Here is a 25,697-nt window from a genome sequence, read left to right on the forward strand (position 1 = left end):
CGCCGACTACCGTGGGAGCGCGTGGAGTTGTGGCTGGTCCGGGACGTCCCGGCGTGGCTGGTGGGGCTGGTCCTGATCGCCGGGCTGCCCGCGCTGACCCTGGTCTTCGACGTGTTCGTGCACCAGCGGCTGTCGCATCGGCGGCTCAAGCGGCACAACGAGGTCACCGGCGTCATCGTGGCGACCGTCGGCGTCGCCTACGCGATCGTCATCGGACTGTGCGTCGTGTCGCTGTGGGAGGGCTACAAGGACGCGCAGGACACCGTGCGGGCCGAGGCGGTGGCGCTCACCCCGCTCGTGCCGGGCAGCGCGGTGTTCGGTGCGGACGTCCAGCAGGCGGTGCGGGCGCGGATCGTGCGGTACGAACGCGACATCATCGCCGGCTGGCCGGCGCACCGCAACTCCGACCCGGACCCGCGCCGCGTCAAAGACCTCGACGAGCTGACGTCGTTCGTCGGCGGCCTGCCGGCGACGACCGAGGCACAGAAGGCCTACATCACCGACGCCCTGCGCACGATCGGCCAGGCCGAGGCACTGCGGCAGTCGGCCAAGTCCGAGGCCGTCGACCGGCAGATGAGCCCCGTGATGTGGATCGGCGTCCTCGCCGCGACCCTGGCCCTGCTGGCGCTGTGCCCGCTGTTCGGCCTGGAGGACTCGGCCGTGCGCCGCATCCTGCTCGCGCTCGCGTCGGCGGTCATCGCCACGAACCTGTATCTGGTGGTGGAGATGAACTTCCCGTACTACGGCGCGTTCTCGGTCGGCACCGACGCCTACCGCACGGTCGTCGAGGCGCTGTCCTGAGCGTGGTTGGCGAGGTTGCGCATGGCCAGGATCGACGAGCGCACCTCCTGCAGCAGCTCGGTCGTGCTGAGCGCCCGCCCCCACTCGAGGTTGGCGGCCTCGTCGTAGCCGACCGTCTCCACCCCGCACCCGTAGCGGCCGCCGAGCAGCCGGATGGCGTCACAGTGCTGGTGGCGCACGTACGGCGAGTTGGTCACCAGCAGCAGCCGGTCCTCGTTGGACGGTGTGTGCACCAGCTCGGCCCAACCGGTCAGGGTGTCGGCGGTGTTGGCCCGAAGCCCGGGCCGCGTGCTCGGCGCCGCCAGCACATGGATGTCGCCATCCCACGACCGGTGGTGCGCACTCGTCGTGCCGTGGTCGAGGGGGAAGAACTTCTTGAACGCCTCGGCCATCATGTCGGCCTCGGTCTCGACCGGCCCGAGCCCGAGCCGCGCACCTTCGCGGAACTCCCGGTCGTCCCGATACCGCAAACTGCCGAGCCCGGTCAGCGACCCGCGTCGCAGCCCGCCGGCGAGCAGCCGCGCCGTATAGTCGGTCCGCCCGAGCGCGACCCGAATCCCGCCGCCGAGCACCAGGATGTGGTCGTACCGCCCGTGTGCCGGTTTCGGTGCACCGCCCATGCCGATCCCGTGCATGAGCGCCCGGACCCGGGCGTCGCGCTCCGGCTCGAAGTCGATCCGGTCGGCGTCGAAGCGCTCCTTCACCCCGGCCCGGTAGTCCCACACCTTGGAGAACTCGGCCAGCTCGTCGAGGCTTCGCACACCGGCGCCCCCGAACTCAGCGACCAGCCCGCCCATCGCCGCCGACGCCGCCCACGCCGAGACCGACTCCGCCACGGCACGCAGATCCGGCCCACCGGGCTCACAGGGCGGCAGCGGAAACGGCTCCATGGTTCCGGAAGCCTACAAGACCCCCGCCCGGGCACAGATCACGCAGGGGCACGGCTCATCGCTCACCGCTCACCGCTCATCGCTCATCGCTGGCGTGGCAGGATGCGCGGCATGGGCATCATGGAGCGCGACGAGTTCTGGGCGGTCGTCGGCGGCGCGCGGACCGGGGTCGAGGACACCCGCGACGGCGACTACGCCGAGGAGGTGGCCGAGCGGGTCGGGGCGCGGCTGGCGGAGCTCGGCCCGGACGCGGCGGTGGCGTTCACCCTGCGGTACGACCTGCTCATGGCCGAGTCCTACGACTGGGCCCTGTGGGGCGCGGCCTACCTGATGAAGGGCGGCTGCTCCGACGACGCCTTCGACTACTTCCGGGGCTGGCTGGTCGTGCAGGGCCGCGAGGCCTGGGAGCGGGCCCTGCAGGCCCCGGACACCCTGGCCGACCTGGGCGTCGACCCCGAGGACGACTACCTCGAGTGCGAGTCGATGCTCGGCGTCGGGGTGGCCGCGTTCGACGACGACGAGGACTTCTACGCGGCCCTCAAGGCCGCCCGCGCCGACCAGCCCGCCGGCACGTTCACCCGCCCGCCGCTGGGCGCCGGCTGGGACTTCGACGACGCCCGCGAGGTCCGCGCCCGCCTCCCACGCCTGGCCGCCGTCTACCTCTGATCAATCGCGCGGCGGACGACCCAGTGGTGTTTGCCGATGCGGCGGTCGCGGGTGAAGCCGTGCCGTTCGAACAGGGCCACCGTGCCGTTGTGCAGGAACGCCGCGGCCACCGTGCGGTCGACGACCTCCTCCGGGTAGCTCTCCACGACCCCGCCGCCCGCGGCTGCGATCAGGTCGAGGGCGCCGGCCAGGGCCGCGTCGGCGACGCCCTGGCGGCGGTGGGTGCGGGCGACGAAGAAGCACGTGACGCGCCAGTCCGGTGGCGCGACCTCGGCCTGCTCGTAGGCCTGGCGGCGCTTGATCCGGGGCAGTTCCTCCGTCGGGCCGTACTGGCACCAGCCGACGCAGGACTCGCCGTCGTACACCAGGGCGGCGTGGGCGTCGCCGGACCGGACCCGGGCCTCCTTGGCGGCGCGGTTGCCCGCGGGCGTGTGGCCCCGGCCGACGCCCTCCGCGTGGAAGCCCATGCACCAGCAGCCGCCGAACACGCCGTTGTGGGCGGCGACGAGCTCGGCGAAGCCGTCCCACGTCGCCGCGTCGAGGGCCTTGACCTCGAAGTCGGTCACCGCCTGACCTTACGCCCCGGACGTGGAACAAATGTTTTCCGCGACGGTGGTGGGGAAGCTGCCGGGCCGCGTTGCCAACGGACCCTGGAGGAGCGGACATGACGACGAAAGCGGTCGAGACCGGGGCCCTGCCCCCGGCGGGCGGGGCGGCGAGCCGGTTCGTGGGGGTGACGCTCGACGCGGTCGACGTCGAGACGGTCGGGAGTTTCTGGGCGGCGGCGCTGCGGGGGCGGATGGTCGAGACCGGGCCGGACCGGTGGCGGGTGGACACGTCGCGGCGCGACGCCGTCACCGAGATGATCTGGATCAACGCGGTCGAACGGCCGCGGGCCGGGAAGACCCGGGTCCACATCGACGTCCGCCTCGGCTGCGAGACGCCGGTCGCGCTGCTGCGGGCCGGGGCGCGGGTCCTGCGCAGCCCCGGCGTCGACCCCTGGTACGTCCTGGCCGACCCGGAGGGCAACGCGTTCTGCGCCTACCCGTCCGGGCCGGACCGCACGGTGGGCATGTTCGAGCTCGTCGTCGACAGCCGGGACGCGCACGCCCAGGCGTACTGGTGGGCGGCGCTGCTCGGCGGGCGGGTCGAGGAGGAGGGCGACGCCGCGGCCGTGACCGGCACGAACGCGATCCCGTGGGACTACCTGGTGTTCGAGCGGGTGCCGGAGCCCAAGTGCGGCCGCAACCGGATGCGCTGGCACGTCGAGCTGAGCCACACGGACACGGCGCGGCTCGTCACGGCCGGTGCGATCCTGCTCGGCGAGTCCGGGGCGGGCCCGGACCGGGTCTGGGAGCTCGCCGACCCCGAGGGCAACGAGTTCTGCGCCCATCCGGCCGACCGGTTCACGGCCGCGGCCGGCGAGCCACGATGAACAGGCCGCTCTCCTCCCGCACGTGCTCGACCCGCAGACCGGCGGCCGTGAACCACGGTTCAAGCTCTTTCCAGGTGTACCGGTTTTCGATCGGCGCGCTCAGCCGGTCGAACGTGTCGAGCCACAGGCTGCGCACCGGCCGGCCGCGGTAGAAGGCCAGCGGCAGGCCACGCAGTCCCGGCACGCGCGCGGGCAGGACGAAGGTCGCGTACAGCAGCGCCGACAGCGGTGCGCACAGCCCGCGGAGCAGCCCGAACGGGAGCTGGACGGTGACCCGGCGGGCGGCGGTCGCGGCGGCGAGGGCGGCCCGGCGCAGGCCGCGGCCCGCCGGCCGGCTGTACAGGTAGACGAGCAGCAGGCCGCCGGGCGCGAGCAGCTCGGCGACCCGCTCGAAGCCGGCCCGCGGGTCCGGGAGGTGGTGCAGCACGCCGAGGCAGGACACGAACCCGAAGCTCGCCGGGGCCAGGGGCATCGCGTCGATCTGGGCCCGCACGACCACGGTGCCGGGGGAGTCGCGCAGGTGGTGGACGGCTGCGGTGACCGCGTCCGAGCCGTCGAGCGCGACCAGGGCACGCAGGTGCCGGGCCGTGTACCGGGTGTATCGCGCCTTGCCGCAGCCGATGTCCGCGCCGACCCGACCGTCCAGTTCGGACAGGTCCAGGTCGGCCACGTAGCGCTGCCAGAACGCCTCGTCCTCGGGGCGTTCGGCGTCGAATGTCGTCCACTCGTAGCCGAAGCTGTCGAGGGTGCGCGCCTGCGCCGGGTCGGTGACGGCGCTGGAGGCGTCCAGGTAGCCGTCGCGCCACGGCAGGACGTGGTCATTCGCACACCGGGCGCTGGTTTCGCGAATGTCGAGCGGCGCCGCGCAGACATGGCAGCGCAGCAGGTCGGCGACGCGATCGGCGATGCGGGCGGCGGCGTTCACGGGTGCGATCCCTTCAACCGGTAATAGGCTGCAATATACCGAAATAACGGATAGGTCGGAGGGGCTGCGGTGCGGCGGTTGCGAATCCTGCGCGTGCTGACGCGAATGAACGTCGGCGGCCCTTCCATGCAGGTCACCACGCTGCACCGGCACCTCGACCCGGACCGGTACGAGCAGCGGCTCTGCACCGGCCACGTCGGCGAGGACGAGGCCGACTACCAGGCCCTGTTCGCCCCCGAGCTGCCCGTGCACCGGATCCCCACCCTCGGCCGCCGCATCGGCCCGGGCGGCGACGCCTACGCATTCGCGAAACTGTTCGCGCACATGCGCGAGTTCCGGCCGCACATCGTCCACACGCACACCGCGAAGGCGGGCGTGCTCGGCCGCCTCGCCGCGGTCGCCGCCGGCGTGCCCGTGCGCGTGCACACCTTCCACGGCCACCTCCTGCACGGGTACTTCTCGGCCCGCGCGACCCGCGTCATGACCGCGGTCGAGAGCGCCCTCGCACGCCGGACGCAGCGCCTGGTGAGCGTCGGCGCACAGGTGCGCGACGACCTCCTGGCCGCCGGGGTCGGCGTGACGCGGCAGTACCGGGTGATCGCCCCCGGCACCGTCCTGCCCACGTTGCCGGACCGGGCCGCGGCCCGCCGCGAGCTCGGCCTGCCGGACGACGGGCCGGTCGTCGCGTACGTCGGGCGCGTCACCGGCATCAAACGCCCGGACCGGTTCCTGGCCGCGGCCCGGATTGTGCGGGCGGCCGTGCCGGAGACGACGTTCGTGGTGTGCGGGGCCGGTGACCGGCTCGCCGAGACCCGGGCCGCGGCCACGGATCTGGGCGATGCCGTGCGGTTCACGGGCTGGCGCGCGGATGTGCACACCGTGTACGCCGCGGCCGACGTCGTGCTGCTCACGTCGGACAACGAGGGCACGCCCGTATCGCTCATCGAGGCCGCCCTGGCCGGCCGCCCAGCCGTCGCGACGCGTGTCGGCAGTGTGGACGAAGTGGTGTGCGACAACCGGACCGGCCTGCTCACCCCGCCCGACGCCGAACCCCTCGCCGCCGCCACGATCCGCCTGCTGCGCGACGGGTCGCTCCGGGAGCGCCTCGGCCGCCAGGCCGCCGAGCACGCCGCGAATGCTTTCGGACCGGGCCGGCTGGTGTCGGGGATCGACCGGCTGTACTCCGAGCTCGCCGTCGAACGCGGCTGGTGGCCCGAGCACCGGGCGGTCTCAGCAGCTCCATGACCTCGTGATCGAACTTTGTTCGTCAACGTCGAGCTTTGTTTGGCAACACTCCACTGCGGTTAGCGCGAACTTTGTTCGTCCATGTGGAGCTTTGTTCGTCAATCTCGAACTTTGTTCGTCGACACGCTGCTGTCGTCTGCGCGAACTTTGTTCGTCAACTTCGAACTTTGGTCGGCAACACGCTGCGGCTGGGAGCGCGGGCTTTGTTCGTGGGCGGTCGCGGTTGGGCTCAGCGGGTCCGTGACATCGCGCCGAAGCGGGTCGCCGCCCAGCGGAACAGGGGCGGCGGGAGGGTGGCGTGGGCGATCGAGCGTTGCCAGGCGTACAGCGGGCGGTGCAGTCCGAGGTGGTAACGCACCGCCGTCAAACCGAGGCGCGACCGGACACAGTGCCGCTCCAGCCACGCCGCCACCCCCGGCGTGTCGGCGGGCGTGCTGTAGCGGACCCCGGCGGCGCGGAGCCGCTCCTCGATCGCCGCCTGCCGGTGCGCCTGCGACGGGATCCCGCGCACGTCGAAGTCCACGTAGACGGCGCGAACCCAGCCGGCGAGCCCGGCGTCGAGCAGGTCCTCGAGGACGTCGCACTCACTGCCCGCGCAGTTGAGCTTCAGGTAGATGTCGTCGTCGGGGCTGAGGTGGGACAGGAACCAGGCCGCGGCCGAGCGCAGGTCGATGTCCTCGAGGCCGGCGCCGGCCGGGTCGAGCCGGCGCTTGTCGGCGTAGACGCTGGCGCCGAGGAGGCCGGCGCCGAAGAGAGCGGTGCGCCCGGATCGGTTCGACAGCGCGAACTTGTGGATGTGGAGACGGCGGTGACGGTACCCCCGCAGAATGTTCTGGCACGACGAGGCGGGCTCGAACGCGTGGACGGTGTCGAAGCCCCATCGCGGGTCCAGTGCGATGTCCGCCGTCTGCCCGTGATGCGCCCCGACGTCGAGGAAGAGTTTCATGCCCGCGCTCCGGTGCGGTAGTACGGCGCTCGGCGATGGTGCCGGGCGAAGTGCGGGCCCGAGCGGGGGGTGCGGCCGCCCGTGTGCTGCGTACGGCTGTCTGCTTGACGGATGCGGCCGCCCGTGTGCTCAGTGTGGTCGATCGCCTGATGGGCGGGCGGGCGTGGGCGGGCGGTCGGCATCGTGAACATCAGGACCGCGATGAGCGAACCTGCATACAGCGGCATCTCGGTCAGCGACATGCCGAGCGCGCCGGTCAGGCCGAGATATGCGACCGGGTCCGTCAGCGACTCCCGGCCGAGCAGGCCGCAGTACACCAGGAACAGCACCAGACCGACGAGTCCGACGGCACTGCCGAGGTAGATCCAGAGGTCGTACACCGGCAGCTGGGAGACGCCGCTGATGCCGCGGGCCCGGGCGGCGGCGGCCGCGGCCCACCCCTGGCCGGTCAGCATGTTTTCGCGAAAGTCGGCCAGGCCCGCGGCGAATCCGGCGAGGCGGATGTCGGCCGATTCGGTGGACAGGTGGAACGACTGGGTGACGAACGACAGCAGCGGCAGGAGCAGCCCGGCCAGTACCGGCGGCAGCGCGATCGGGACCCACCAGCGGCGCGGGAGCACGGCGGCGACCGTGACGCAGGCGAGCGAGAACCAGACCGAGCGCGTGAACGTGCACAAGATCCCGAACACGAGCACGGCGACGAGCACCCGGCGCAGCCGCCGTGACCATTCGGACATGGACACGATGACGAGCGCGCATACGAGCAGGAACCCCATGTGCGCGGGATCGTTCACGTACCGGCCGAAGAACCGGGCCGGGAACTGCGGGACGTACAGCAGCAGCTCGACGGCGGCCAGCCCGAGGACACCGATGTGCAGCCAGCGCTTGCCGCCGGGTGCGTAGGTGAGCATGACGCCGAGGCAGGCGTACACGGCCAGCCAGCCGATCGTCGACTGCTGGCCGAGGCCGGTGAGCGTGACGAGCACCGTCCACAGGAAGAACAGGGCCAGGACGATCCGGGACGCGGTGGCGTGCACGCCGAGGATCCGGCGGCTGCCGACGAGGCGGGCGAGGTACACGATCGCGGCCAGGTCGCTCAAGGTGAGCGGGCCGAGCACGGTGTCGTGGCGGCGGATGAGCGTGACAACCACGATCGGCAGCAGGTCGAGCGGTGCGAGCGTGAGCGCCGCGAGCAGGACCACCAGGTCGACCGGCACGCCGTAGGGCCGGCCGATGACGGTCGAGACAATGCCGAGCGCGATGCCGCCACCGGTGCGCAGCGCGGTGATCGGGTCGACCCGAATGTTTTCGGCGAGCGTCATGCGGTCTCCAGCAGGTGGGGCAGAGCGGTGAGCCACAGGGTCGTGCTGCGCGCGGCGACCGTGAGGGCGGCCCAGGCGGACCTGGGCGCCGTCGTCATGCGGTCTCCAGCAGGCGGGGCAGCGCGGTGAGCCACGGGGTGGTGCCGAGGGCGGCGACCGTGAGGGTGGCCCAGGCGGACCTGGGCGCCGTCGTCATGCGGTCTCCAGCAGGTGGGGCAGAGCCGTGAGCCACAGGGTCGTGCCGAGGGCGGCGACCGCGAGGGCAGCCCAGGCGAACCCCGCCGCCGTGCCCGTGGCGTACAGCGCGCCGAGCAGCAACACCCCGTCGGCCGTCACCGCGGCCAGTCGCAGGGCGGGCCGGCCCAGCACCAGCGGCAGCGCCTTGGACCACACGACGACGGCCCGGACGGCGGCCGCGGCCAGCAGGACGAGCACGAGCGGAGCGAGATTCGCGAATGACGAGCCGTAGACCCAACCGAGCACCGTGCCCGTACACGGAACCGCGACCGCGACCACGACGGCGCCCCCCGCGGCCAGGAACGCGCTGGCCCGCCACAAGTCGCGGCGCAGCTCGCCGAATTCACGGGCCATGACGGCGGCGGCCATTCGCGAATACAGTTGCGGGCCGATCGGCCCGGCCACGTTGAGCAGCAGACGGCCGGGGGCGAGGCCGATCTTCAGGGTGGTCACGAGCACCGGCCCGCCGAGAACCCCGGCCAGGGCGAGGACCCCCTGGTCGGCGCCGGTCGCCGCGGTCGCCGCGGCCGAGCTCTGCACCGCGAACCGGACCATGCCCGTCGGCGCCGGGCCGGGCCGGGGGACGGGCGGGCCGAACGCCGCGGCGAGGCGGCGCCGGGTCACGAACAGCAGCACGCACCCGGACAGCGCGGCGGCCGCAGCGGTGGCGACCAGGTAGGCGGCCGGGCCGGCGAGCAGCAGCGCGGCCACCGACACCAGCGCGGTCCCACCGGCCGCGGCCAGGCGCAGCCGGGCCAGCCGCGGGAGCTCGCCGAGCAGCGACAGGCCGACACCGGCGAGGCCGGCGGGGGAGCGGACCACGGCGGCCAGGATCGCCAGGAGGATCAGGACGGCCTGGTGGGGGTCGGTCCAGCCGGCCGCGCGGGCCAGGAGCGCGAGCACCGCCCCGGTCAGGAGCCCGGCGGCGGTGACGGCGAGGTCGAGCCGCAGCAGCCGATCGAGCAGGGCGGTACCGTACCCACGCCCCTCGCTCTGGTAGACGGGCACGTACCGCAGCGCGATGTCGTCGGTGCGCGGATCGCACAACAACGCCCAGACCCCGGCGACAGCCTGCGCGAAAAACACCCGCCCGGCCTCCTCCGCACCCGCGCACCGCACGAGCACGACCGCGCCCGCGACCGACAGCACCGCCTCGGCCTGCGTGGTGAACGCCATCGACGCGAAGACGCCCAGCTCCCGGCGCAGCAGCAGCTCAGGCATGGCTCGCGTACAGCTCCTCGAACCACTCCGCGGTCCGCGCGATGTCGACGTGCCCGGCGCTCTGTTGTGCACCTTCGCGCAGCCGCCGGTACATCCCGGGCTCGGCCGCGGCCAGGATCGCGCTCGCGAGGTCGGCCGGTGAGCCGGGCGGGACGAGGATTCCATTGTGGCCGGACACGACGAGGTCGGCGATGCCGCCGACGGCCGTGGACACCACCGGGACCCCGGCGGCGAGGGCCTCCATCACGACGACCGGCAGGCCCTCGTAGTGCGAGGCGAGGACGAGCAGGTCGGCGGCGGCGATCAGGCGGGCCGCGCGGGGGACCGGGCCGAGGAGCCGGACGCGGTCACCGAGCCGGTGCAGCCGCAGCTCGGCCGCGACGACCGGCTGCAGCGGGCCGGCCCCGGCGAGCAGGAACCGGACCGCCGGGTTCGCCGCGGTCACCCGGGCCGCGGCCCGGATCAGCGCGTGGTGGTTCTTCTGGGCCCGGAAGTTCGCCACGTGCACGACGACGAAGTCGTCCGCGCCGACGCCGTGCTCGGCCCGGATGGCGGCCGCGTCGGCGGCGAACGCGCGCTGCGCGGCCAGGTCCACGCCGTGCACACGAGTGGAAACGGCCCGCGCCCCGTGCACGGTGGCCGAGCGGGCGACCACCGGGCTGACGGCGACGGTGTGGTCGTCGAGCCGGCGGGTGAGCCGGTCCAGCAGCATCGTCGGGCGGCGGTAGCGGGTACTGTGCACAGTGGACAGCAGCACGGGCCGGGGCCGGCGCAGCCCGACGGTGAGCCGCAGCGCGACGGCCGGGATCGGCGAGTGCAGGTTGACGACGTCCGGGCGCAGTTCCCGGACAGTCTGGATCAGCCGGGTGTACAGCAACGCACGCGCCCCCGCACTGACGTCCACAACGTGCAGCCCCGCCGCGCGAATCCGTTCGGCGAGCGGCCCGACGGCCGGGCGCAGGCAGACGACGGTGTACCGGGTGCGCCGCCCCGGTGCCCGCAGCAGCCGCTCGGCGAGCAGGGTCTCGACCCCGCCGAGATCGAGCGTCTTCGTGACCTCACACACGTGCAGGGAGCCGATGGCCGAACACCCCCCGACGCACGCAGCGGCGGAACGCGGTGCCGTACCAGTCCTCGATCTCGCCGGCCACCAGCGGCCACGCCCGCGCCCGCACAGCCGCCCGCCCGACCTCGTTCCGTCCGCCGGGCAGCGATCCCAGGACGGCCGCGAGGGCGTCCGCGTCACCGACGGGAAAGGTCCGATACGCCTCGGCCGGAATCACCGGTTCGAGGGTGGCCTCGGTGGAGAGCACGACGGGGGTACCGCACGCGAGCGCCTCCAACGCCGCGGTCGGGACGCCCTCACCCTTGCCGGGCAGTCGCCGGGACCCGAGGACGAACGCCTCGGCCCGGTGCAGCAGCGCGTAGATCTCCGCACGGGGCAGCGGCCCGGTGAGGGTGACGAAGTCATGGCGCCCGAGGACCTCGCGCAGCGGCCCGTCGCCGACGATGACCAGGTGCGCGTCGGGCCTCGAGACCCGCAGGCGGCGGACGGCGTCGATGACGGTGTCGTGGCCTTTCACCGGGTCGAGCGCGCCGACACTGACGATGAGCCCGGGCTCGACCGCCGGAGCCGTGACCGCCGCCCGGTCCGCCCCGGCCGCCGCTGATGGGGTTGTGCTGAGGTCGACGCCGCCGGACGTGGTGAGGATTCCGTCCGGTGCCGCGGCCGGCGCCGGTGGGATCGCGGTGAGGTCGACGCCGCTGGACGTGGTCAGGATCGCGTCCGGGTCCACGCCCAGCGTGAGCAGGTCGGCGGTGGGCCGGGCGCCCAGGGCGACGAACGCGTCGACGTACCGCAGCGCCCACCGGGCCAGACCGCGGTGGCGCAGGTTGAGCGCACCGTGCACGGTGAGGACGAGCGGCACCCCGAGGCGGCGGCAGGCGGGCCCGATCTGGGCCGCGTCGAGGTAGTCGCCGTGCAGGTGGACCAGGTCGGCCGGCTCGGGCCGGCGCAGGGTGTGCGCGACCTCGGCACCGAACGCGAGCACCGCCGAACGCCCGGCGAGGGCCCGCGACCGCGGCGTCGAGGCGAGCGCGAGGACCTCGGCGCCGGCCACCGGCTCGCCGTGGCGGAACCCGACCGTGACCTGATGCCCCCGCGCGAGCTGCTCACGCGTGAGCATCTCGACATGCCGCTCGAGCCCGCCCGGCATCGGCGGCACCCGGTAACTGACCCGCACAATCCTCATGCCCGCTCCCGGCCGACGGTGCTCATGCGCACGCCCCGCACGATGCTGATGCGCGCGCCCCGGACGACGGTGCTCATACGCGCTCCCGTTCGGCCGGGACGATCGCGGTGAGCATGTGCGCGATCCGCTGCGGTGAGAATCTGCACTGTGCACATTCGCTCATGCGCGTTCCTGGGCGGTGCTCATGCGCGCTCCCGTTCGGCTTGGACGATCGCGGTGAGCATGTGTGCGATGTGCCGCGGTGAGAACTTGGACTGTGCCCGTTCGCGCATGCGGGCCCCGAGCGCTGCGCGGTCATCGGCCCGGGTGGACATGACGGTCTGCACGGCGGCGACGAAACCGGGCAGGTCGCCGACGGCGACGATGTGCGGATAGTCCGGCCCGACGACATCCGCGCAGCCGCCCGCGTCGGTGGTGACCACCGGGACCGCGCACGCCATGGACTCGAGCAGCACCCGCGCGAAGCCCTCCTCGTAGCTGGGCATGACGACACAGTCCGCGGCGCCGTACACGGCCGGCAGCTCGCGATTGGGCACCGCGCCGAGCACCTGCATGCGTTCGCGCACGGCCGCCTGCTGCTCGATGAGCGAACGATCAGGCCCGTCCCCGGCGACCGCCAAACGCACAGTGGGCCCGGCGCTGTCCGCGCCAGCGGTCACGGCATCGTAGAGCGGGGCGAGCAGACGTGCGCCCTTGCGGTACGACAGCCGATGCACGAACAGCAGCACGAACTCGTCGCCGGCCCAGCCCAGCCGCCGCCTGGCCGCCGCCCGCGCCTGCGGCGACAGCGGCGCGAAACGGCCCGCGTCGACGTCGTTGTACAGCAGCCGCATCTTGTGCCCGGGCACCTTCCAGCGAACGGCCATCAGCGGCAGCATCGCCTCCGGGCCGGTCACGAAGCCCTGCACGAATGGCACGGTGAGCGCGTTCACCGCCGCCCCGGCCCGGTCCCGCAGCCGCAGCCGGGTGCCGGGCGGGCGCACGTCGGGCAGGCCGCTGCGCCACAGCAGGGTCCGGTGCCGGTACAGCGGCCGGGTCAGGATGAGCGCGATCAGGAACAGCGGCGAATACCGCAGGAAATAGGTGTCGTACCCGTCCCGGGCGCACCGGCGGATCGTCAGCGCCGTGCCGAGCAGCCGCCCGAGCCGTCCGAACCGCCCCCAGCCCCCGACCCGGTGCACGGTCCGGACGCCGGGCAGCTCCGCCGGTGGCGTACCCCGCTCGACGGCCAGGGCCACGTCCATGTGCGAACCGAGCTCCGCCAGCAGTGCCGGGACGTGCGCGAAGTGCTCGGACGGCGACAGGTGCGGCACCACGTACACCAGCCGCGGCCTGGAAACGTGCACAGCTTCAGACACGGGCCGCCCCGACGATCTTGCGGTGGTCGAACAGGAACGCCGGGCGCCGTGCACGCTGCGCGCAGAAGTCCAGAAACGCGCGGCTGTCGTCGACGTCGTCGCTCGCGAGCACCCCGCCCGCGACCAGGTGCGGCCAGACTTCGTCGTATTCGAACAGCTGACTCAAGTACATGTGATCGCTGTCGTGGAAGAACAGCTCGAGCGGCCCGAGCGCGGCGAGTTCGCGGCGCAGGGCCCGGTCCGGGGCGCGCCGGTCCAGGATGGTCAGCCGCCACTGCGGATGATGGCCGACGAGGCGCCCGGCGGTGTCGTTGACGTCGAAGCTGTGCAGTGTCCCGGTGCCGTTGCGGGTCAGCGCGGCCAGGATGACGTAGGAGGAGCGGCCGTCGGCGACCCCGGTCTCGGCGACCCGGGCCGGGGCCAGGAGCCGGGTCAGGCCGTAGAGCGCGGCGCCGGTCTCGGCCTCGACGCCGTGGGTGCGCGGGTAGTACAGCTCGACGGCCGCGTACCGCTCGGCGAGACGGTCGGCGACGGCCGGATACTCCGCCAGGACCGACGCCACCCGGTCGGCGCTGAACCCCAACGCCCGCAGCAGGTCCCCGGCTGCGGTGACGATGGGGCCGCCGCTGGCGGTGAAGTCGCCGATCGCCGGGGCGACGTGGCGGCGGATGCCGGTACCGAGCGCCCGCACGGCGAGGTAGCCGCCGAGCACGGAGGCCGTCCGGCCCGGCCCGGCGTGCCGCAGCCACCGCCGCACGGTCTCGACTCGCCGCATCTTTGAGTTCCCTCCCGAAAGCCGCCACCGGCCGAACTGCACACCACCGACGAGGCTCGCACCGCAAGGCAGTCCCAGCCGCCGAACCGGCCTCCACCGACAAGCCCGATTTCGCAAGCCAGCCAGGACAGCTCGGTGTCTCCTTCTTAGTGCAAATTCGCCGGAAAAGTTGGCATTTGCGGCATATGCTCGGCGCCCATGGGAGTCGGAACCATCGCCCGCAACGCGCTGCGGCCGGGCTATTTCTCGGAGATGGCGCGGAAGGTGTACCTCGCCGGCCGTTACGGGGAGCGCGAGCGCGACGCGGGCCGGCGGTGGGCCGAGCGGCACGCCGAGGACCTCGACGGGTGGTGCCGGGCCCGGGACCCGGACCTGTGGGACGCGTCGCTGCAGTTCGCGGCCCGCATGCGTGAGGACGCCCAGCCGCGCGCCGACGCCCTGCGCGCCGCCGGCATCCACCTCGGCGGGGGCGGCTGCTACCCGCTGCTGCACTTCCTGGTCCGCCGGCACCGCCCCGAGGTCGTCCTGGAGACCGGGGTCGGCGCGGGCTGGTCGAGCCGGGCGATGCTGGCCGCGCTCGACGAGAACGGCGGCGGGCACCTGTACTCCAGCGACTTCCCGGTGTTCCGGCACGAGGAGCCCGAGCGGCACATCGGTTGCCTCGTCCCGCCGTACCTCTATCCACGGTGGACGCTGCACGTGCGCGGGGACCGCCGCAACCTCGGCCCGATCCTGGCCGGCCTGGCCCGCGACGGCACCCGCCCGCAGTTGCTGCACTACGACTCGGACAAGCGCCGCGGGGCCCGGGCCGAGTGCATGCGCCGCGTTGGCCCGGCCCTGGCCCCGAACGCGGTCGTGGTCATGGACGACATCAACGACGACCTGTTCTTCGCGGAGCTGGTGGCGGGCCGGTCCGACGTCGGGGTGTTCTGGTTCGAGGGCAAGTACCTCGGCGTCGTCGGCGCGTGAGTTACGCTCCGTATTCGGTAAGACACTTCATGTGAAGGGTGCTGTACGTGCGAGTCCTCGTCACCGGCGGAGCCGGATTCATCGGAGCGAACCTCTGCCGGGAGCTCGCCGCCCACCCCGGCGTGAGCCGCGTCGTCGTGCTCGACAACCTCAGCACCTCCACATTGGACAACCTCGACGGCGTCGCCGCCGAGTTCGTCGAGGGCTCGCTGCTGGACCGGCCGCTGCTCGACGACGTCGTGTCCGGTGTGGACAGCGTCGTGCACCTCGGCGCCCGCTCGTCCGTGCCGCGCTCGATGGCCGAGCCGGTCGCCGCCCACGACGCCAACGTCACCGGCACCGTGTACCTCCTCGAGGCCTGCCGCCGCCGCGGCACCCACGTCGTCGCCGCGTCCTCGTCGTCGGTCTACGGCGGCAACCCGATCCTGCCGAAGCGCGAGGATCTGGCCACCGCCCCGCTCAGCCCCTACGCGGCCAGCAAGCTCGCCGCCGAGGGCTACGTCACCGCCTACGGTGCCGCCTACCAGCTGCCCGCGCTCGCCTTCCGGTTCTTCAACGTCTACGGGCCGCTGCAGGCCCTCGGTCACGCCTACGCCGCCGTCGTACCGTCCTTCATGGACGCCGCCCTGCGCGGCGAGCCGCTGCGCATCCACGGCGACGGCCGGCAGACCCGCGACTTCACGTTCGTCGGCAGCGTCGTGCGGGTCCTCACCGAGGCGGTCCTGCGCCGGGTCACCTCACCGACACCGGTCAACCTCGCGTTCGGCACCCGCGTCTCCGTCCTCGACCTGGCCGCCCGGGTCGGCGCCGCGCTCGGCGTCCAGGTTGAGCTGGAGCACCAGCCGTCGCGGCCCGGCGACGCCCGCGACACCCAGGCCGACACCGCACGGCTGCGCGAACTGTTCCCGGACGTGGTGCCGGTGCCGATGGAGGAGGGGCTCGCGGCGACCGCCGGATGGGTCCGGGCGCGGCCCGCGTACCGCCCGCTCGCCGTCGCCTGACGTGCCGGCCGCGGTCTCCGTCGTCGTCGTCGGCTCCAGCCCGCTCGGCGACGACGACCCGGTCCTCGACACCGCCCGCGGCCTCGCCGCCCGGCTCGGGGGCCGCTACGACATCGTCGTCCCGTCGGCCGGGGTACCGGCCGGCCCGCTCGAGCGCGACCCCGTGTACCTGCACCGGTTCGCGGCCCCGGACCGGCTGCGCTACCTGGCCGCGGCCCGGCGGGTCGTCGACCGGGTCAGCCCGGCGGCGGGCGCCGTGCTCATGTCCAGCGACCCCCTCGCCGCCGTCGCCGTGGAACTGTCCAGCGCCCGGCGCCGCCTGCCGCACCTGTTCCAGCTGCAGGGCGAGGTGGTACGGCCGGGCCCCGAATACGGTTCGCGGCTGAAGCGGTACACCCTCGGCGCCGCCACCCGGGCCGCCCTGCGCCGCGCCACCGGCGTGCGGGTCGTCAGCGACGGCCTCCGCGCCGCCGTCGCACCCTTCGCCACCGGCCCGGTCGCGGCGATCGGCAGTCGCGTCGACACCTCACGCTTCCGTCCAGATGCCAAAGCTTGCGGGTGTACTGTCCTGATCGCCGGAAATCTGCTGCCGGTCAAGAACCACGCCGTCGTGTGCCGCGCCTGGCCCGGCGTGCTGGAGCAGGTACCCGCCGCCCGGCTCGTCATCGCCGGCGACGGACCGCTCAAGCCACCCGTCGGCGACGGCTCCATCGTGCTGGCCGGCCGCGTCCCGCCGCACGAGATGCCGGCCCTGCTCGCCAGCGCCCGCTGCCTGGCCCACCCGTCGTGGTCGGAGGGGCGCCCGCGCGCGGTCCTGGAGGCCATGGCGTGCGGGGTGCCGGTGCTGTGCTCCGACATCCCGGCCCACCGCGAGATCGTCACCCCGGCCACCGGACGGCTCCTGCCACCCGGCGACCCGGCCGCGTGGACGGCCGCGATCGTCGCCCTCCTGCGGGACCCCGACGGCGCCGCCGCGATGGGCCGGGCCGCCCGCGACGACGTGGTCAAGCGCTTCGAGCAGGAGGCGAACCTCGACCGGTACGCCGAGTTCATCCGGCGGCTGGCCGGGACATGACGCACACGCCGCGGCACGCCGCACCCGAGCGGTTCCGCATCCTGCTCGTCTGCACCGGCAACCTGTGCCGCTCCCCGATGGCCGAGCTGCTCCTGCGCCGGGCCCTGCACCCGCTCGGCGACCGCATCGAACTGGCCAGCGCCGGCACCCACGCCACGCCCGGCGCCGCCATGCACCCCCTCGCCGCCCAGGCCCTCACCGACCGCGGCGCCGACCCGGCCGGCTTCCGGGCCCGCCGCCTCACCGGCCCCGACCTGGCCCGGGCCGACCTGGTCCTCACCGCCGGCCGGGAGCACCGCGCCCGCTGCGTCGAGCTCTCCCCGCCGCACCTGCTGCGCTGCTTCACCCTGCGGCAGTGGCACCGGCTCGCCGGCCACGTCGACACCGCCGCCCTGCCGCCCGCCACCGACCCGGCCCGCCGCGCCGAGCAGCTGCGGGCCGAGGCCGTCGCCGTACGCGGCACGGTCCGCCCGCTGCCACCCGGCGACGAGGGCATCCCGGACCCCCTCGGAGCCCCCGCGGCCGCGTTCCACTCCTGCGCCGACGAGCTGACCGCGCTGGCCGACCGCCTGCACGCCCTGCTGAAGCCCCCCGTATCCTGAGACCATGGTCGATACATTGGTGGACTTCGTTGGCTGACGACCCCTATTTCGACACCATCGTCGCCATCGTCCGCAAGGTGTCCCCGCCGGAGGCGGTGCGCTCGGTGTTCGAGGCCGAGGTCGACGAGCACTACACCGGCCTGCGCCTGCGATTCGACGGCGCCGACGGCCCGCTGGACAGCAGCCGCTGGGCCGAGTTCGCCGACCCGTGGTCGGAGGAGCTCACCAGCACACTGCTGGACCTGCGCGACGCGATGGTCGCCGAGGGCAGCCGGCCCCGCTTCGGCCTGACGTTCACGGTCCAGCGCGACGCCGGCTTCGAGGTCGCGCTGACGTACGACATGCCGGCCGACCTGCCCTGGGTGCACTGAGGGACGGTCATGGGAACCTCTTCGGCTCGGGCCGCGTCGAAGGGGCATGCGAACCGTCGCGCTGCTCGTCTTCGTGCTCGTCGCTGTCGCCGCCTGTGCGCCGAAGCCGGGGCCGGGGATGGTCGCGGCTCCGGACAGTACCCCCGAAATCCATGCTGTTTGGCAGTCGTGCGCGCAGGCCGCCGATCCGGACGTGTTCGAGCCGGCCGTCGAGCTGGGCCTGCCCCGGCTCCCCGCCGACTTCACCCCGGCCGCGCTGGTCGTGTGCTCCGTGGGCAGCCAGGTGCGGGCCGACGGCCGTGAGGACGCGGTCCAGTTCGAGCGGCGCGGCACCGATGTCGACGCCCTGACCAGGGCCTTGAGGCTGCCCAACGCCCCGCGGACCGACGGCGCCTGCACCGCCGACCTGCCCGGCGTGCCGTGGTTCGCCGTCCTCGACGCGACCGGCCGCTGGCTGCGCCCGGGCATCGCCGCCGACGCCTGCGGCAAGCTGCGCATCGAGGTCCGCGACACGATCGAACACGCGACCCTGACCACGGTGGCGACCACGGTCATCGGCGAACGCAAATCCTCGGCCGCGGCGAGCACCGGCTGCGAACCGACCTGGGCCGACATGGTCGGCGCGACGACGTCGATGGGCCAGCAGTTCACCGGCACCCCGGACGCCCCGACGGGCGAGGTCCGCCTGTGTCTGTACACCGTCCAGGCGTCCGAGCAGGGCACCGGCAAGCCCGCCGGCCACTTCGACCGCGGCGCCACCCTCCCCGCGCCGACCTGGACCCCGCTCCGAGCACAACTCCTGGCCGCCGGTGCGCCAGCCCCGTGCCAGACCCACGCGAGCCGCTTCGCGTTGATCCGCCGGCCCGACAACACCCTCGGCGAGGTCTACTTCGAACTGGACGGCTGCCACCGCATCCTCTTCGACACCCCGACCGGCACCGCCCTGCGCCAGGGATCCGCCGACCTCGCCAAGGCAATCGAGCGAACCGTCTGAGCCGCACCCGGCCGAGCACCCCGGCGTGATCCGCGATGTCGGGTGGCTGACCGCCACCGTCCGAAGTGGTAGGTGGCTCGGCGGTCGTGCCGAAACTGCCATGCGTATCCGTGCCCTCGTCGCCGTGCTTGTCGCTCCGCCGCCCTTGACGCCACGCGAGAAGGGCCTGTCCACGTTGCCGCCGATGTGAAGCTGACGAAGCTCGAACTCCACGATTCGGCGTTCTCTCGAGGCGTCAAGGTGGCGTTGCCATGACGAACCCGCAGCTCGTCGTGCTCACGGCTCGGGGTTGAGGCGTGACGCGAGGAAGAACAGCAGGAGGGCCGCCACCATCGCTACCGCGGCCAGCTCGCTGCCCTGGAAGTACAGCACCACCGTCACCACCGCGGCGGCGAGCCCGAGCAGCGCGGCCACGGTCGCGATGATCCGCCGCGGCCGGCTGGTGGTGCTCGCGGCCTGGATCAGGTCCCAGTCGCGCAGCCCGGAGGGGAACGGCCCCGACCGCCACTTCCAGCCGTCGGCGCGCATCTGCCGGACCTCCGGATAGCGGCGCCCGTATGCGAGCCCCCGCGGGGCGAACCCGACCGACCGCAGCCACCCCCGCCGGGCGGCGATCCAGGCCAGGGCGGGCAGGGCGGCCGGCACCGCCCAGAGTGCCGGGCCCACGGTACTGCCCGCCGGGGTGATGCCGAGGAGCTCGTCGAACTGCCCGCTCGCGACATAGGCGATGAACGCGGCGACGGCGAGCAGCGGCAGGGCCTGCTCGAGGCGGTGGCCCCGGCGGCAGCGGGCGCAGCGGGGCACGCGCACACTGCCGGTGTACCACCTGGTGCGGATGCGCAGCGTCCAGGTCATCGTGGTATCGATGTCGATGTGCAGGCCGACGACGCGCTCGTGCTGTGGCGATGCGGTGGCGTCGCCGCAGAACCAGCACTCCCGGGCCGGGCCGACCATGTATCGACCCTACTTTTTTCCGGCGGCCGTGCAACCCCGCAGCGGGCCGCGACCGTGAGTAGCGAATGACTGATCGGGACACGGCGTTCGCCGAGTACTTCGCCGCGCGGTCGGACGCGATGCGCGGCACGGCGTTTCTGCTGTGCGGGGACTGGCACCGGGCCGAGGATCTGACCCAGGCGGCGTTCACGAAGTCGTACCTCGCCTGGCACCGGGTCGCGCGGCACGATGTGCTCGACGGGTACCTCCGCCGCACCCTGGTGCGGACATACCTCGACGAGCGACGGCTCGGCTGGTGGCGGCGGGTGCGCACGAGCGACTCGCCGCCGGAGCCGGTCGCCCGGGACACCGGGCCCGAAGACCGGGTCGCCGTGCTCGAGGCGCTGGCGTCCGTGCCGTCACGGCAGCGCGCCGTGCTCGTCCTGCAGTACTGGGAGGACCTCTCCGTCGAGGCGACGGCCGAGCTTCTGGGCTGCACGGCAGGCACTCCTAAGAAGCGTTAGCTGCCAAGGTCGTTTATAGCAGCTAGGGACGTCGATGGGGAGGCAGTTCCGATGGTACGGCAGGTCAAGCGGACGGGGCAGGGGTTGCGGTTCGCGACGAAGGCGGAGCTGCTGGCCGGGGGCGCGGACGTGCGGGCCGGTCGGTACCAGCGGGCGAGTCAGGACAAGAAGGAGCAGGGGAAGAGCGTCCACGATCAGGGCGTGCTGAATGACGCCGACATCGCCCGGTACGGCTGGACGTGCGAACCGCCACACCAGCCCGGCCCGGACCAGGGCCGTACGGTGCCGCACGGCCGCGGTTCGGCTGCCGAACAGCAGGGTGATGACTTCACCGGTGTCGAGCGGGCCGTGCAGCGTGAGCAGCATCAGCAGCGACCCGTGCCGCTCCCTGAGCCCGTGAAGCTCGGGGTCACCCGGCTGGCGAGTCGGACGCTGCGACGGACTGTCGCCCGGCCGCTGTCGGTACACCCGCGCCACCGCATCACCTCCCCACCCCACCGACAGGGCCTTGAGCGATTCCCCCACGCGCCTATCAGTTTCTCACCTACCCAATGCAGTAGGAATGCGCTTTCCTGAACGCCGCTGTCCACCAAATCAGCCGAAAGGCCGATATCGAAAGGGACGTAAATTTCAAATCTTCCAGCGTTCCACTGGCGACGGAAGTGACCCGAATGGCAGCGATAGGCGGGGCTCCAGAAAGTCTTGATGCGCGACAACCCGTCTCCGACGGTGGGCACTCGGACGGCGGCCCAGCGCGTCTTGGGGCTGGGTGTGACCGTTGCGCGTACGCTGCCCCGATGGCGACTGATGGTGACGTCTCCGCGGGGCGCCGGTCGAGCGGTTCGCAACTCCGGGCAAGGTTTGACCGGCTGTTTGAGCAGGGTCGGGATGCCGTGCTGCGGGGCTCGCACTTTATCGATGTGCCCCCGGTGCCGGGTGGGCGTTGGGGGATGTCGGCCGTGCTCGTGCCGGCCGGGCCGGTTGCCGATCGGCTGGCCGAGGTTACCGCCGAGGTGGCGGCGGTGAGCGGTTCCGGGCATTGGCCGACCGGAGTCCGTGATGCCGTGCATCTGACGGTCCGGGCGATCGAGATGCATCGACCGGGGTTGTCCGGGGCAGATCCGTTGGTGGCCCGCTGTGCGGGAGCGCTCGCCCGGGCGGCGGCGCAGTCCACTGCGGTGCGGTTGCGGCTGGATGGGCTGACGTTGACCCCGTCCGGGGTGATGACCTGCGCATACCCGGTCGATTCGGCCGCTGACGACTTCGCGGACCGGTTGGGCGTGGAGCTCGGTGCGGACGGCTGGTTTGAGACGTCGTACCGGCGTGATATCTGGTACGCCACACTATTGCATTTCGCGGCTGAGGTGCCGGACCCGGCGGGCCTCGCCGCGTGGGTGAGGCGGCGGCGTTCGCTGGACCTCGGGGCGGTCGAGTTGGACGGGGCGGAGTTGGTGGCGTTCCGGTTCGACGGCCGGCAGCCGGTTCGGTCGGCGTTGGCGCAGGCGCCGTTCGGTGGCGTCGCGGTGCCGGTGACGGTGACCAGCGGGCATGGTCGGCAGGTCGGCGCGTCTAGCGCCGGCTGGGGATGAGACCAGCAGTTCCGGCCCCACCCCCACCCGGTTCGGCTACGGGCGGCTGCCAAGTCCGTGGACGGTCCATCCGGCGGCGGCCCAGTGGGCACCGTCGATGACGCCTCGGGCGTCGAGGATCGCCGGGGTGGCGACGGCGGCGGTGAGCGCCTCGGGGTCGATCGCGGCGAACTCCGGCCAGCCGGTCGCGACGATGATGAGGTGCGCTCGGTTGGCGGCGGCGACCGCTGACGAGGCGTAGGCCAGGTGCGGTGCGGCCCGGTGCGCCTCGGTGAGTGCCTGCGGATCATAGACGGTGACCTGCGCTCCGGCGCGGTGGAGCTGTTCGGCGACGTCGAGGGCCGGGGAGTCGCGTACGTCGTCGATCCCCGCTTTGAACGCCGCGCCCCACACAGCGATGGCCCGTCCGGTCAGCGTTCCCCCGACCGCTTCGCGGGCCAGTTCGACGGCGCGGTGGCGCATGTGCTGGTTGATGGCGTCGACCGCGCGGAAGAGGGTCGCGGCCGGGGTGATGCCGCCGGTGTCGGCCTGGCGGGTGAAGGCGTGCAGATCCTTGGGCAGGCAGCCGCCGCCGAACCCCAGTCCGGGGGCGAGGTAGTGCGGGCCGATGCGGACGTCGTGGCCGATCGCGGCGGCGAGGTCGGTGACGTTGGCGCCGGCGGTGGTGCACATCTCGGCGACGGCGTTGACGAAGGAGATGCGGGTGGCGAGGTAGGCGTTGGCGGTGGCCTTGACCATCTCGGCAGTGACCCGGTCGGTGACCACGAGGGGGCAGCCGTGGCTGCGCACGATCGGCGCATACACCTCGCGCAGCAGCCGCTCCGCGTCGCCCGTGGTGGTGCCGATGACAATCCGGTCCGGGGTGAGGGTGTCGGCGACAGCGGTCCCTTCCCGGAGGAACTCCGGGTTCCACGCCACATCGACGCCGTCACCGGCGGGGGCGATGGCGCGGGCAAGGCGTTCCAGGCTTTCGGCGGTCCCGGGCGTGACGGTCGACTTGCCGACGATCAGGCACGGCTGCTCCAGATAGGGCGCGAGCTGGTTGACCGCGCTGTGGAGCTGGTCGAGGTCGTAGGCGCCGTCCGAGCCGGAGGGCGTGCCCACGGCCAGGAAGTGGACCTGGCCGTGGGCGGCGGCGTGCTTGAAGTCGGTGGTGAACCGCAGCCGGCCGGTCTTCAGGTTGCGGGCGAGCAGTTCGTCGAGTTCTGGTTCGTGGAACCAGCTCCTGCCGTCGTTGAGGGTGTCGACCTTGGCCGGGTCGATGTCCACGCCGATGACGTCGTGGCCGATCTCGGCCATGCCGGCCGCGTGGGTAGCGCCCAGGTGCCCGGCGCCGATAACAGTGATACGCAACGGAAGTCCTCGCTGTCGTGTGCTGAATTCAGACCTGGTTCGTGGTGCGTTGTGGGGTTACCTGGTGGACCTCCGGAGCGTCGGCGATGGGTCGTGCGGGTGGTCAGAGGGGGTAGACGGTCCAGCCCGCGCCGGTCCAGCGGGTCCAGCTCAGACCGCCTCGCGCGTCGATGAGCACCGGCTGCGGCGCGGGCCGCAGGTCCGACGGGTCGATCTCGGCGAACTGCGGCCAACCGGTGAGGTGCAACAGCACCCTGGCCTGCTCCACTGCGGTCACCGGGTCGGTGGCGTAGTTCAGGTGGGGGCACTCCGCGCGGGCCAGGTCCATGGCCTGCGGGTCGTAGACGGTCACCGTGGCGCCGGCCTGGTGCAGGCGTTTGGCGACGTCCAAGGCCGGGGAGTCACGCACGTCGTCGATGCCAGGTTTGAACGCCGCGCCCCACACCGTGACCGGCTGACCGGCAGCGGCGCCACCGAGCGCGTTCAGGGTTGCGGTCAAAGCGCGCTGACGGCGCTGCTGGTTGATCTCGTCGACTGCGGTGAGGAGCCGGAAGGAGTCGCCGACGCCGAGGGACTGGGCCATGGCGACGAAGCCGCGCAGGTCCTTGCTCAGGCACGAGCCGCCGAAGCCGAGCCCGGGGGTGAGGTAGTCGGCGCCGATGCGCGGGTCGTACCCGACCGCGGCGGCGAGGTCGGCGATGTTGGCGCCGGCCGCGCCGCAGAACGCGGCGAGGGCGTTGACGTAGGAGATCCGGGTGGCCAGGAACCCGTTCGCGGCCAGCTTGCACAGCTCTGCGGTCGGCCAGTCGGTGACCACGAGCGGCACCCCGGCCGCCACGCACGGCGCCCACAACGCACGCAGCGTCGCCTCGGCCGTCCCGCCGGGCTGAACACCCAGCACGATCCGGGTCGGGCGGCGCACATCGGCGATTGAGCAGCCTTCCCGCATGAAGTCAGGTGACGCGGCGACCTCGATCGTGACCCCCGGTCCGGCGATCTCGGCCATGCGGGCGGCGACGCGGGCGCTGGTGCCCGCGGGCACCGACGACTTGACCACGACGAGACTGTCACGGTGCAGATGCCGGGCGAGGGACTCGGCGGCGGCGAACAGGATGCTCAGGTCGTGGTGGTCGCTGTCGGCCGCCTGCGGGGTGGGCACGGCCAGGAAATGCACGTCGGCGTGCTCGGCGGCGCGGGCGTAGGAGTCGGTGAACGTCAACCGGCCGGAGTCCGCCCCGCCCGTGATCGCCTCGGCCAGACCCGGCTCCGCGAACGGCGCTTTCCCGGCCCGTAGGGCCGCCATCGTGTCCGGGTCCGTGTCCAGACCCAGGACGTGATGGCCGAGGCCGGCCATACCAGCCGCGTACGGGGCGCCGAGCCGGCCGCACCCGATGATGCTGATCTTCACGTGTCCTCCCCACGTCGAGCGATGATCAGAGCTGGTTGCACGGTGGCGACGAAGACGCCGGACGGCTCGACCGCGCACAACGCGCCGGACAGGTCCCGGTCGAAGTCGTCGAAGCGCTCGCCGAACAGCGGCGGCGAGGAGTACGCCTGCGTGTACTGGTTGCCCAGCACCTGCGCCAGGTCCAGCCGCAACGGCTGATCGGTGCGCATGACAGTGAGCTGGTTGAACGGCGAGGCCCGCAGGATGGTTTCGTGGTCGCCGCCCTGCGGCGGGTCGTACATCGCCTCCGGCCCGGCATGGCGGGCCGCGCCCAGGTGGCGGCGCAGCACCTGATCGGCCACGGTGTACCACCACGGCTTGGCCGTGCCGGGCGCGAACGACATCACCAGCGCGACGAACCCGCCGGGCACGACGAGCCGATCCAGGCCGGCCAGCACCCGCGCCCGGTCGAACCAGTGGAACGCGTCACCGATCGTCACCCCCGCCACCGGCCCGACGCCGGTCAGGTCGTGCGCATCGCTGACCTGCCACCGGAATTTGCCCCGGGTCATCCGGCGGGCGGCAGCCTTGCGGGCGGCGTCGATCATCCGCGGGTTGACATCGACCGCGATCACGTCACGACCCCGGTCAGCCAGCGGCAGTGCGATGCTGCCCGGCCCGCAGCCCAGATCCAGCACCGTCCCCGCTGGACGCTGCCCGGCGATCAGGTCCAAGAACACGTCCGGGTGGGCGGCGCGGAACCGCAGATACTGCGCCTCGGTACCGGCGAACAAGGCCGCCGGATTGGCGTACGACATCAGCACCT

Annotated in this window: 27 protein-coding genes; 13 read left to right on the forward strand and 14 right to left on the reverse strand. The window is 72.9% G+C overall.

Features of this window, described 5'->3' with window-relative positions:
• Positions 1-21: 21 nt before the first annotated feature.
• Entirely contained in the window at positions 22-801 is a 780-nt protein-coding gene (locus ACIA8L_RS45440; RefSeq protein ID WP_395914798.1) for a hypothetical protein, read from the forward strand.
• On the opposite strand, the gene ACIA8L_RS45445 is transcribed toward ACIA8L_RS45440, so the two are convergent.
• The gene (locus ACIA8L_RS45445) at positions 771-1,691 is read right to left on the reverse strand and encodes a hypothetical protein (protein WP_395914800.1); all 921 of its coding nucleotides are present in this window, start codon (positions 1,689-1,691) and stop codon (positions 771-773) included. The genes ACIA8L_RS45440 and ACIA8L_RS45445 overlap by 31 nt on opposite strands.
• Before the next feature lie 111 nt (positions 1,692-1,802).
• Between ACIA8L_RS45445 and ACIA8L_RS45450 the strand changes: the two genes are divergently transcribed.
• Positions 1,803-2,357: a DUF4240 domain-containing protein gene (locus ACIA8L_RS45450; RefSeq protein ID WP_395914801.1), complete on the forward strand. Its 555-nt coding sequence runs from the start codon at positions 1,803-1,805 to the stop codon at positions 2,355-2,357.
• On the opposite strand, the gene ACIA8L_RS45455 is transcribed toward ACIA8L_RS45450, so the two are convergent.
• Positions 2,348-2,923 (reverse strand): GNAT family N-acetyltransferase, encoded by a 576-nt coding sequence (locus ACIA8L_RS45455; protein WP_395914802.1) that lies wholly within the window; start codon positions 2,921-2,923, stop codon positions 2,348-2,350. The genes ACIA8L_RS45450 and ACIA8L_RS45455 overlap by 10 nt on opposite strands.
• A gap of 98 nt (positions 2,924-3,021) precedes the next feature.
• Here ACIA8L_RS45455 and ACIA8L_RS45460 point away from each other — a divergent pair, with 98 nt between their 5' ends.
• Positions 3,022-3,792: a VOC family protein gene (locus tag ACIA8L_RS45460; RefSeq protein ID WP_395914803.1), complete on the forward strand. Its 771-nt coding sequence runs from the start codon at positions 3,022-3,024 to the stop codon at positions 3,790-3,792.
• Here the strand turns inward: ACIA8L_RS45460 and ACIA8L_RS45465 are convergent.
• Entirely contained in the window at positions 3,764-4,717 is a 954-nt protein-coding gene (locus ACIA8L_RS45465) for a class I SAM-dependent methyltransferase (protein WP_395914805.1), read from the reverse strand. The two genes, ACIA8L_RS45460 and ACIA8L_RS45465, sit on opposite strands and share 29 nt — an antisense overlap.
• Before the next feature lie 69 nt (positions 4,718-4,786).
• Here ACIA8L_RS45465 and ACIA8L_RS45470 point away from each other — a divergent pair, with 69 nt between their 5' ends.
• Positions 4,787-5,962: a glycosyltransferase gene (locus tag ACIA8L_RS45470; RefSeq protein ID WP_395914807.1), complete on the forward strand. Its 1,176-nt coding sequence runs from the start codon at positions 4,787-4,789 to the stop codon at positions 5,960-5,962.
• Between the two features lie 229 nt (positions 5,963-6,191).
• Here the strand turns inward: ACIA8L_RS45470 and ACIA8L_RS45475 are convergent, their stop codons facing one another.
• The 7 genes from ACIA8L_RS45475 to ACIA8L_RS45505 form a co-directional block, all read right to left on the reverse strand.
• Positions 6,192-6,908: an FkbM family methyltransferase gene (locus ACIA8L_RS45475; protein WP_395914809.1), complete on the reverse strand. Its 717-nt coding sequence runs from the start codon at positions 6,906-6,908 to the stop codon at positions 6,192-6,194.
• On the reverse strand, positions 6,905-8,230 hold the full coding sequence (locus ACIA8L_RS45480) for a hypothetical protein (RefSeq protein WP_395914811.1): 1,326 nt from the start codon (positions 8,228-8,230) through the stop codon (positions 6,905-6,907). The genes ACIA8L_RS45475 and ACIA8L_RS45480 overlap by 4 nt, the downstream gene beginning before the upstream one ends.
• Positions 8,231-8,422: 192 nt before the next feature.
• Positions 8,423-9,688, reverse strand: coding sequence for a hypothetical protein (locus tag ACIA8L_RS45485; protein ID WP_395914813.1), 1,266 nt, complete (start codon positions 9,686-9,688; stop codon positions 8,423-8,425).
• Positions 9,681-10,754, reverse strand: a complete 1,074-nt coding sequence (locus ACIA8L_RS45490; protein ID WP_395914814.1) for a glycosyltransferase — start codon at positions 10,752-10,754, stop codon at positions 9,681-9,683. The genes ACIA8L_RS45485 and ACIA8L_RS45490 overlap by 8 nt, the downstream gene beginning before the upstream one ends.
• Complete coding sequence (locus ACIA8L_RS45495; RefSeq protein WP_395914816.1) at positions 10,747-11,940, reverse strand: glycosyltransferase family 4 protein; 1,194 nt, start codon at positions 11,938-11,940, stop codon at positions 10,747-10,749. Before ACIA8L_RS45495 ends, ACIA8L_RS45490 begins: the two co-directional genes overlap by 8 nt.
• A gap of 182 nt (positions 11,941-12,122) precedes the next feature.
• Positions 12,123-13,286, reverse strand: coding sequence for a glycosyltransferase family 4 protein (locus ACIA8L_RS45500; protein ID WP_395914818.1), 1,164 nt, complete (start codon positions 13,284-13,286; stop codon positions 12,123-12,125).
• 4 nt (positions 13,287-13,290) lie between these two features.
• A complete protein-coding gene (locus ACIA8L_RS45505) occupies positions 13,291-14,073 on the reverse strand; it encodes a class I SAM-dependent methyltransferase (protein WP_395914820.1) in 783 nt (260 codons plus the stop codon).
• A 198-nt stretch (positions 14,074-14,271) separates the two neighbouring features.
• Between ACIA8L_RS45505 and ACIA8L_RS45510 the strand changes: the two genes are divergently transcribed.
• From ACIA8L_RS45510 to ACIA8L_RS45535, 6 genes are read left to right on the forward strand one after another with little or no spacing between them, the layout of a single operon-like run.
• On the forward strand, positions 14,272-15,042 hold the full coding sequence (locus tag ACIA8L_RS45510; RefSeq protein ID WP_395914822.1) for a class I SAM-dependent methyltransferase: 771 nt from the start codon (positions 14,272-14,274) through the stop codon (positions 15,040-15,042).
• Between the two features lie 47 nt (positions 15,043-15,089).
• Entirely contained in the window at positions 15,090-16,043 is a 954-nt protein-coding gene (locus ACIA8L_RS45515; RefSeq protein WP_395914824.1) for an NAD-dependent epimerase/dehydratase family protein, read from the forward strand.
• Position 16,044: 1 nt separating this feature from the next.
• On the forward strand, positions 16,045-17,118 hold the full coding sequence (locus tag ACIA8L_RS45520; RefSeq protein WP_395914826.1) for a glycosyltransferase family 4 protein: 1,074 nt from the start codon (positions 16,045-16,047) through the stop codon (positions 17,116-17,118).
• On the forward strand, positions 17,115-17,720 hold the full coding sequence (locus ACIA8L_RS45525) for a low molecular weight phosphatase family protein (protein WP_395914828.1): 606 nt from the start codon (positions 17,115-17,117) through the stop codon (positions 17,718-17,720). Before ACIA8L_RS45520 ends, ACIA8L_RS45525 begins: the two co-directional genes overlap by 4 nt.
• Positions 17,721-17,749: 29 nt before the next feature.
• On the forward strand, positions 17,750-18,091 hold the full coding sequence (locus tag ACIA8L_RS45530) for a hypothetical protein (RefSeq protein ID WP_395914829.1): 342 nt from the start codon (positions 17,750-17,752) through the stop codon (positions 18,089-18,091).
• A 46-nt stretch (positions 18,092-18,137) separates the two neighbouring features.
• Positions 18,138-19,085, forward strand: coding sequence for a hypothetical protein (locus ACIA8L_RS45535; RefSeq protein ID WP_395914830.1), 948 nt, complete (start codon positions 18,138-18,140; stop codon positions 19,083-19,085).
• Positions 19,086-19,361: 276 nt separating this feature from the next.
• Here the strand turns inward: ACIA8L_RS45535 and ACIA8L_RS45540 are convergent, their stop codons facing one another.
• On the reverse strand, positions 19,362-20,039 hold the full coding sequence (locus ACIA8L_RS45540; RefSeq protein WP_395914832.1) for a hypothetical protein: 678 nt from the start codon (positions 20,037-20,039) through the stop codon (positions 19,362-19,364).
• Positions 20,040-20,104: 65 nt separating this feature from the next.
• On the opposite strand from ACIA8L_RS45540, the gene ACIA8L_RS45545 reads away from it, so the two are divergent.
• The 3 genes from ACIA8L_RS45545 (at position 20,105) to ACIA8L_RS45555 (ending at position 22,131) form a co-directional block, all read left to right on the forward strand.
• Positions 20,105-20,542: a SigE family RNA polymerase sigma factor gene (locus tag ACIA8L_RS45545; RefSeq protein ID WP_395914834.1), complete on the forward strand. Its 438-nt coding sequence runs from the start codon at positions 20,105-20,107 to the stop codon at positions 20,540-20,542.
• A gap of 51 nt (positions 20,543-20,593) precedes the next feature.
• Positions 20,594-21,118 carry a hypothetical protein gene (locus ACIA8L_RS45550; RefSeq protein ID WP_395914835.1) on the forward strand — a complete coding sequence of 175 codons (525 nt, stop codon included), beginning with the start codon at positions 20,594-20,596 and terminating at the stop codon, positions 21,116-21,118.
• 221 nt (positions 21,119-21,339) lie between these two features.
• Entirely contained in the window at positions 21,340-22,131 is a 792-nt protein-coding gene (locus ACIA8L_RS45555) for a hypothetical protein (RefSeq protein ID WP_395914836.1), read from the forward strand.
• A gap of 36 nt (positions 22,132-22,167) precedes the next feature.
• On the opposite strand, the gene ACIA8L_RS45560 is transcribed toward ACIA8L_RS45555, so the two are convergent.
• The 3 genes from ACIA8L_RS45560 to ACIA8L_RS45570 form a co-directional block, all read right to left on the reverse strand.
• Positions 22,168-23,484, reverse strand: a complete 1,317-nt coding sequence (locus tag ACIA8L_RS45560) for a UDP-glucose dehydrogenase family protein (RefSeq protein ID WP_395914837.1) — start codon at positions 23,482-23,484, stop codon at positions 22,168-22,170.
• 103 nt (positions 23,485-23,587) lie between these two features.
• A complete protein-coding gene (locus tag ACIA8L_RS45565) occupies positions 23,588-24,892 on the reverse strand; it encodes a UDP-glucose dehydrogenase family protein (protein ID WP_395914838.1) in 1,305 nt (434 codons plus the stop codon).
• Complete coding sequence (locus ACIA8L_RS45570; RefSeq protein ID WP_395914840.1) at positions 24,889-25,689, reverse strand: class I SAM-dependent methyltransferase; 801 nt, start codon at positions 25,687-25,689, stop codon at positions 24,889-24,891. Before ACIA8L_RS45570 ends, ACIA8L_RS45565 begins: the two co-directional genes overlap by 4 nt.
• Positions 25,690-25,697: the final 8 nt, after the last annotated feature.

It is taken from the genome of Dactylosporangium sp. NPDC051541 (assembly GCF_044454505.1).
Classification (GTDB): Bacteria; Actinomycetota; Actinomycetes; order Mycobacteriales; family Micromonosporaceae; genus Dactylosporangium.

Excerpts from the sequence above, each read along its gene's own strand:
- ACIA8L_RS45460 (WP_395914803.1), top strand. The coding sequence starts at position 3,022 with ATGACGACGAAAGCGGTCGAGACCGGGGCCCTGCCCCCGGCGGGCGGG.
- ACIA8L_RS45525 (WP_395914828.1), top strand. The coding sequence starts at position 17,115 with ATGACGCACACGCCGCGGCACGCCGCACCCGAGCGGTTCCGCATCCTG.
- ACIA8L_RS45550 (WP_395914835.1), top strand. The coding sequence starts at position 20,594 with ATGGTACGGCAGGTCAAGCGGACGGGGCAGGGGTTGCGGTTCGCGACG.
- ACIA8L_RS45545 (WP_395914834.1), top strand. The coding sequence starts at position 20,105 with ATGACTGATCGGGACACGGCGTTCGCCGAGTACTTCGCCGCGCGGTCG.
- ACIA8L_RS45570 (WP_395914840.1), bottom strand. The coding sequence starts at position 25,689 with ATGTCGTACGCCAATCCGGCGGCCTTGTTCGCCGGTACCGAGGCGCAG.
- ACIA8L_RS45485 (WP_395914813.1), bottom strand. The coding sequence starts at position 9,688 with ATGCCTGAGCTGCTGCTGCGCCGGGAGCTGGGCGTCTTCGCGTCGATG.
- ACIA8L_RS45555 (WP_395914836.1), top strand. The coding sequence starts at position 21,340 with ATGGCGACTGATGGTGACGTCTCCGCGGGGCGCCGGTCGAGCGGTTCG.
- ACIA8L_RS45535 (WP_395914830.1), top strand. The coding sequence starts at position 18,138 with ATGCGAACCGTCGCGCTGCTCGTCTTCGTGCTCGTCGCTGTCGCCGCC.
- ACIA8L_RS45505 (WP_395914820.1), bottom strand. The coding sequence starts at position 14,073 with ATGCGGCGAGTCGAGACCGTGCGGCGGTGGCTGCGGCACGCCGGGCCG.
- ACIA8L_RS45480 (WP_395914811.1), bottom strand. The coding sequence starts at position 8,230 with ATGACGCTCGCCGAAAACATTCGGGTCGACCCGATCACCGCGCTGCGC.
- ACIA8L_RS45495 (WP_395914816.1), bottom strand. The coding sequence starts at position 11,940 with ATGAGGATTGTGCGGGTCAGTTACCGGGTGCCGCCGATGCCGGGCGGG.
- ACIA8L_RS45445 (WP_395914800.1), bottom strand. The coding sequence starts at position 1,691 with ATGGAGCCGTTTCCGCTGCCGCCCTGTGAGCCCGGTGGGCCGGATCTG.
- ACIA8L_RS45450 (WP_395914801.1), top strand. The coding sequence starts at position 1,803 with ATGGGCATCATGGAGCGCGACGAGTTCTGGGCGGTCGTCGGCGGCGCG.
- ACIA8L_RS45510 (WP_395914822.1), top strand. The coding sequence starts at position 14,272 with ATGGGAGTCGGAACCATCGCCCGCAACGCGCTGCGGCCGGGCTATTTC.
- ACIA8L_RS45475 (WP_395914809.1), bottom strand. The coding sequence starts at position 6,908 with ATGAAACTCTTCCTCGACGTCGGGGCGCATCACGGGCAGACGGCGGAC.
- ACIA8L_RS45540 (WP_395914832.1), bottom strand. The coding sequence starts at position 20,039 with ATGGTCGGCCCGGCCCGGGAGTGCTGGTTCTGCGGCGACGCCACCGCA.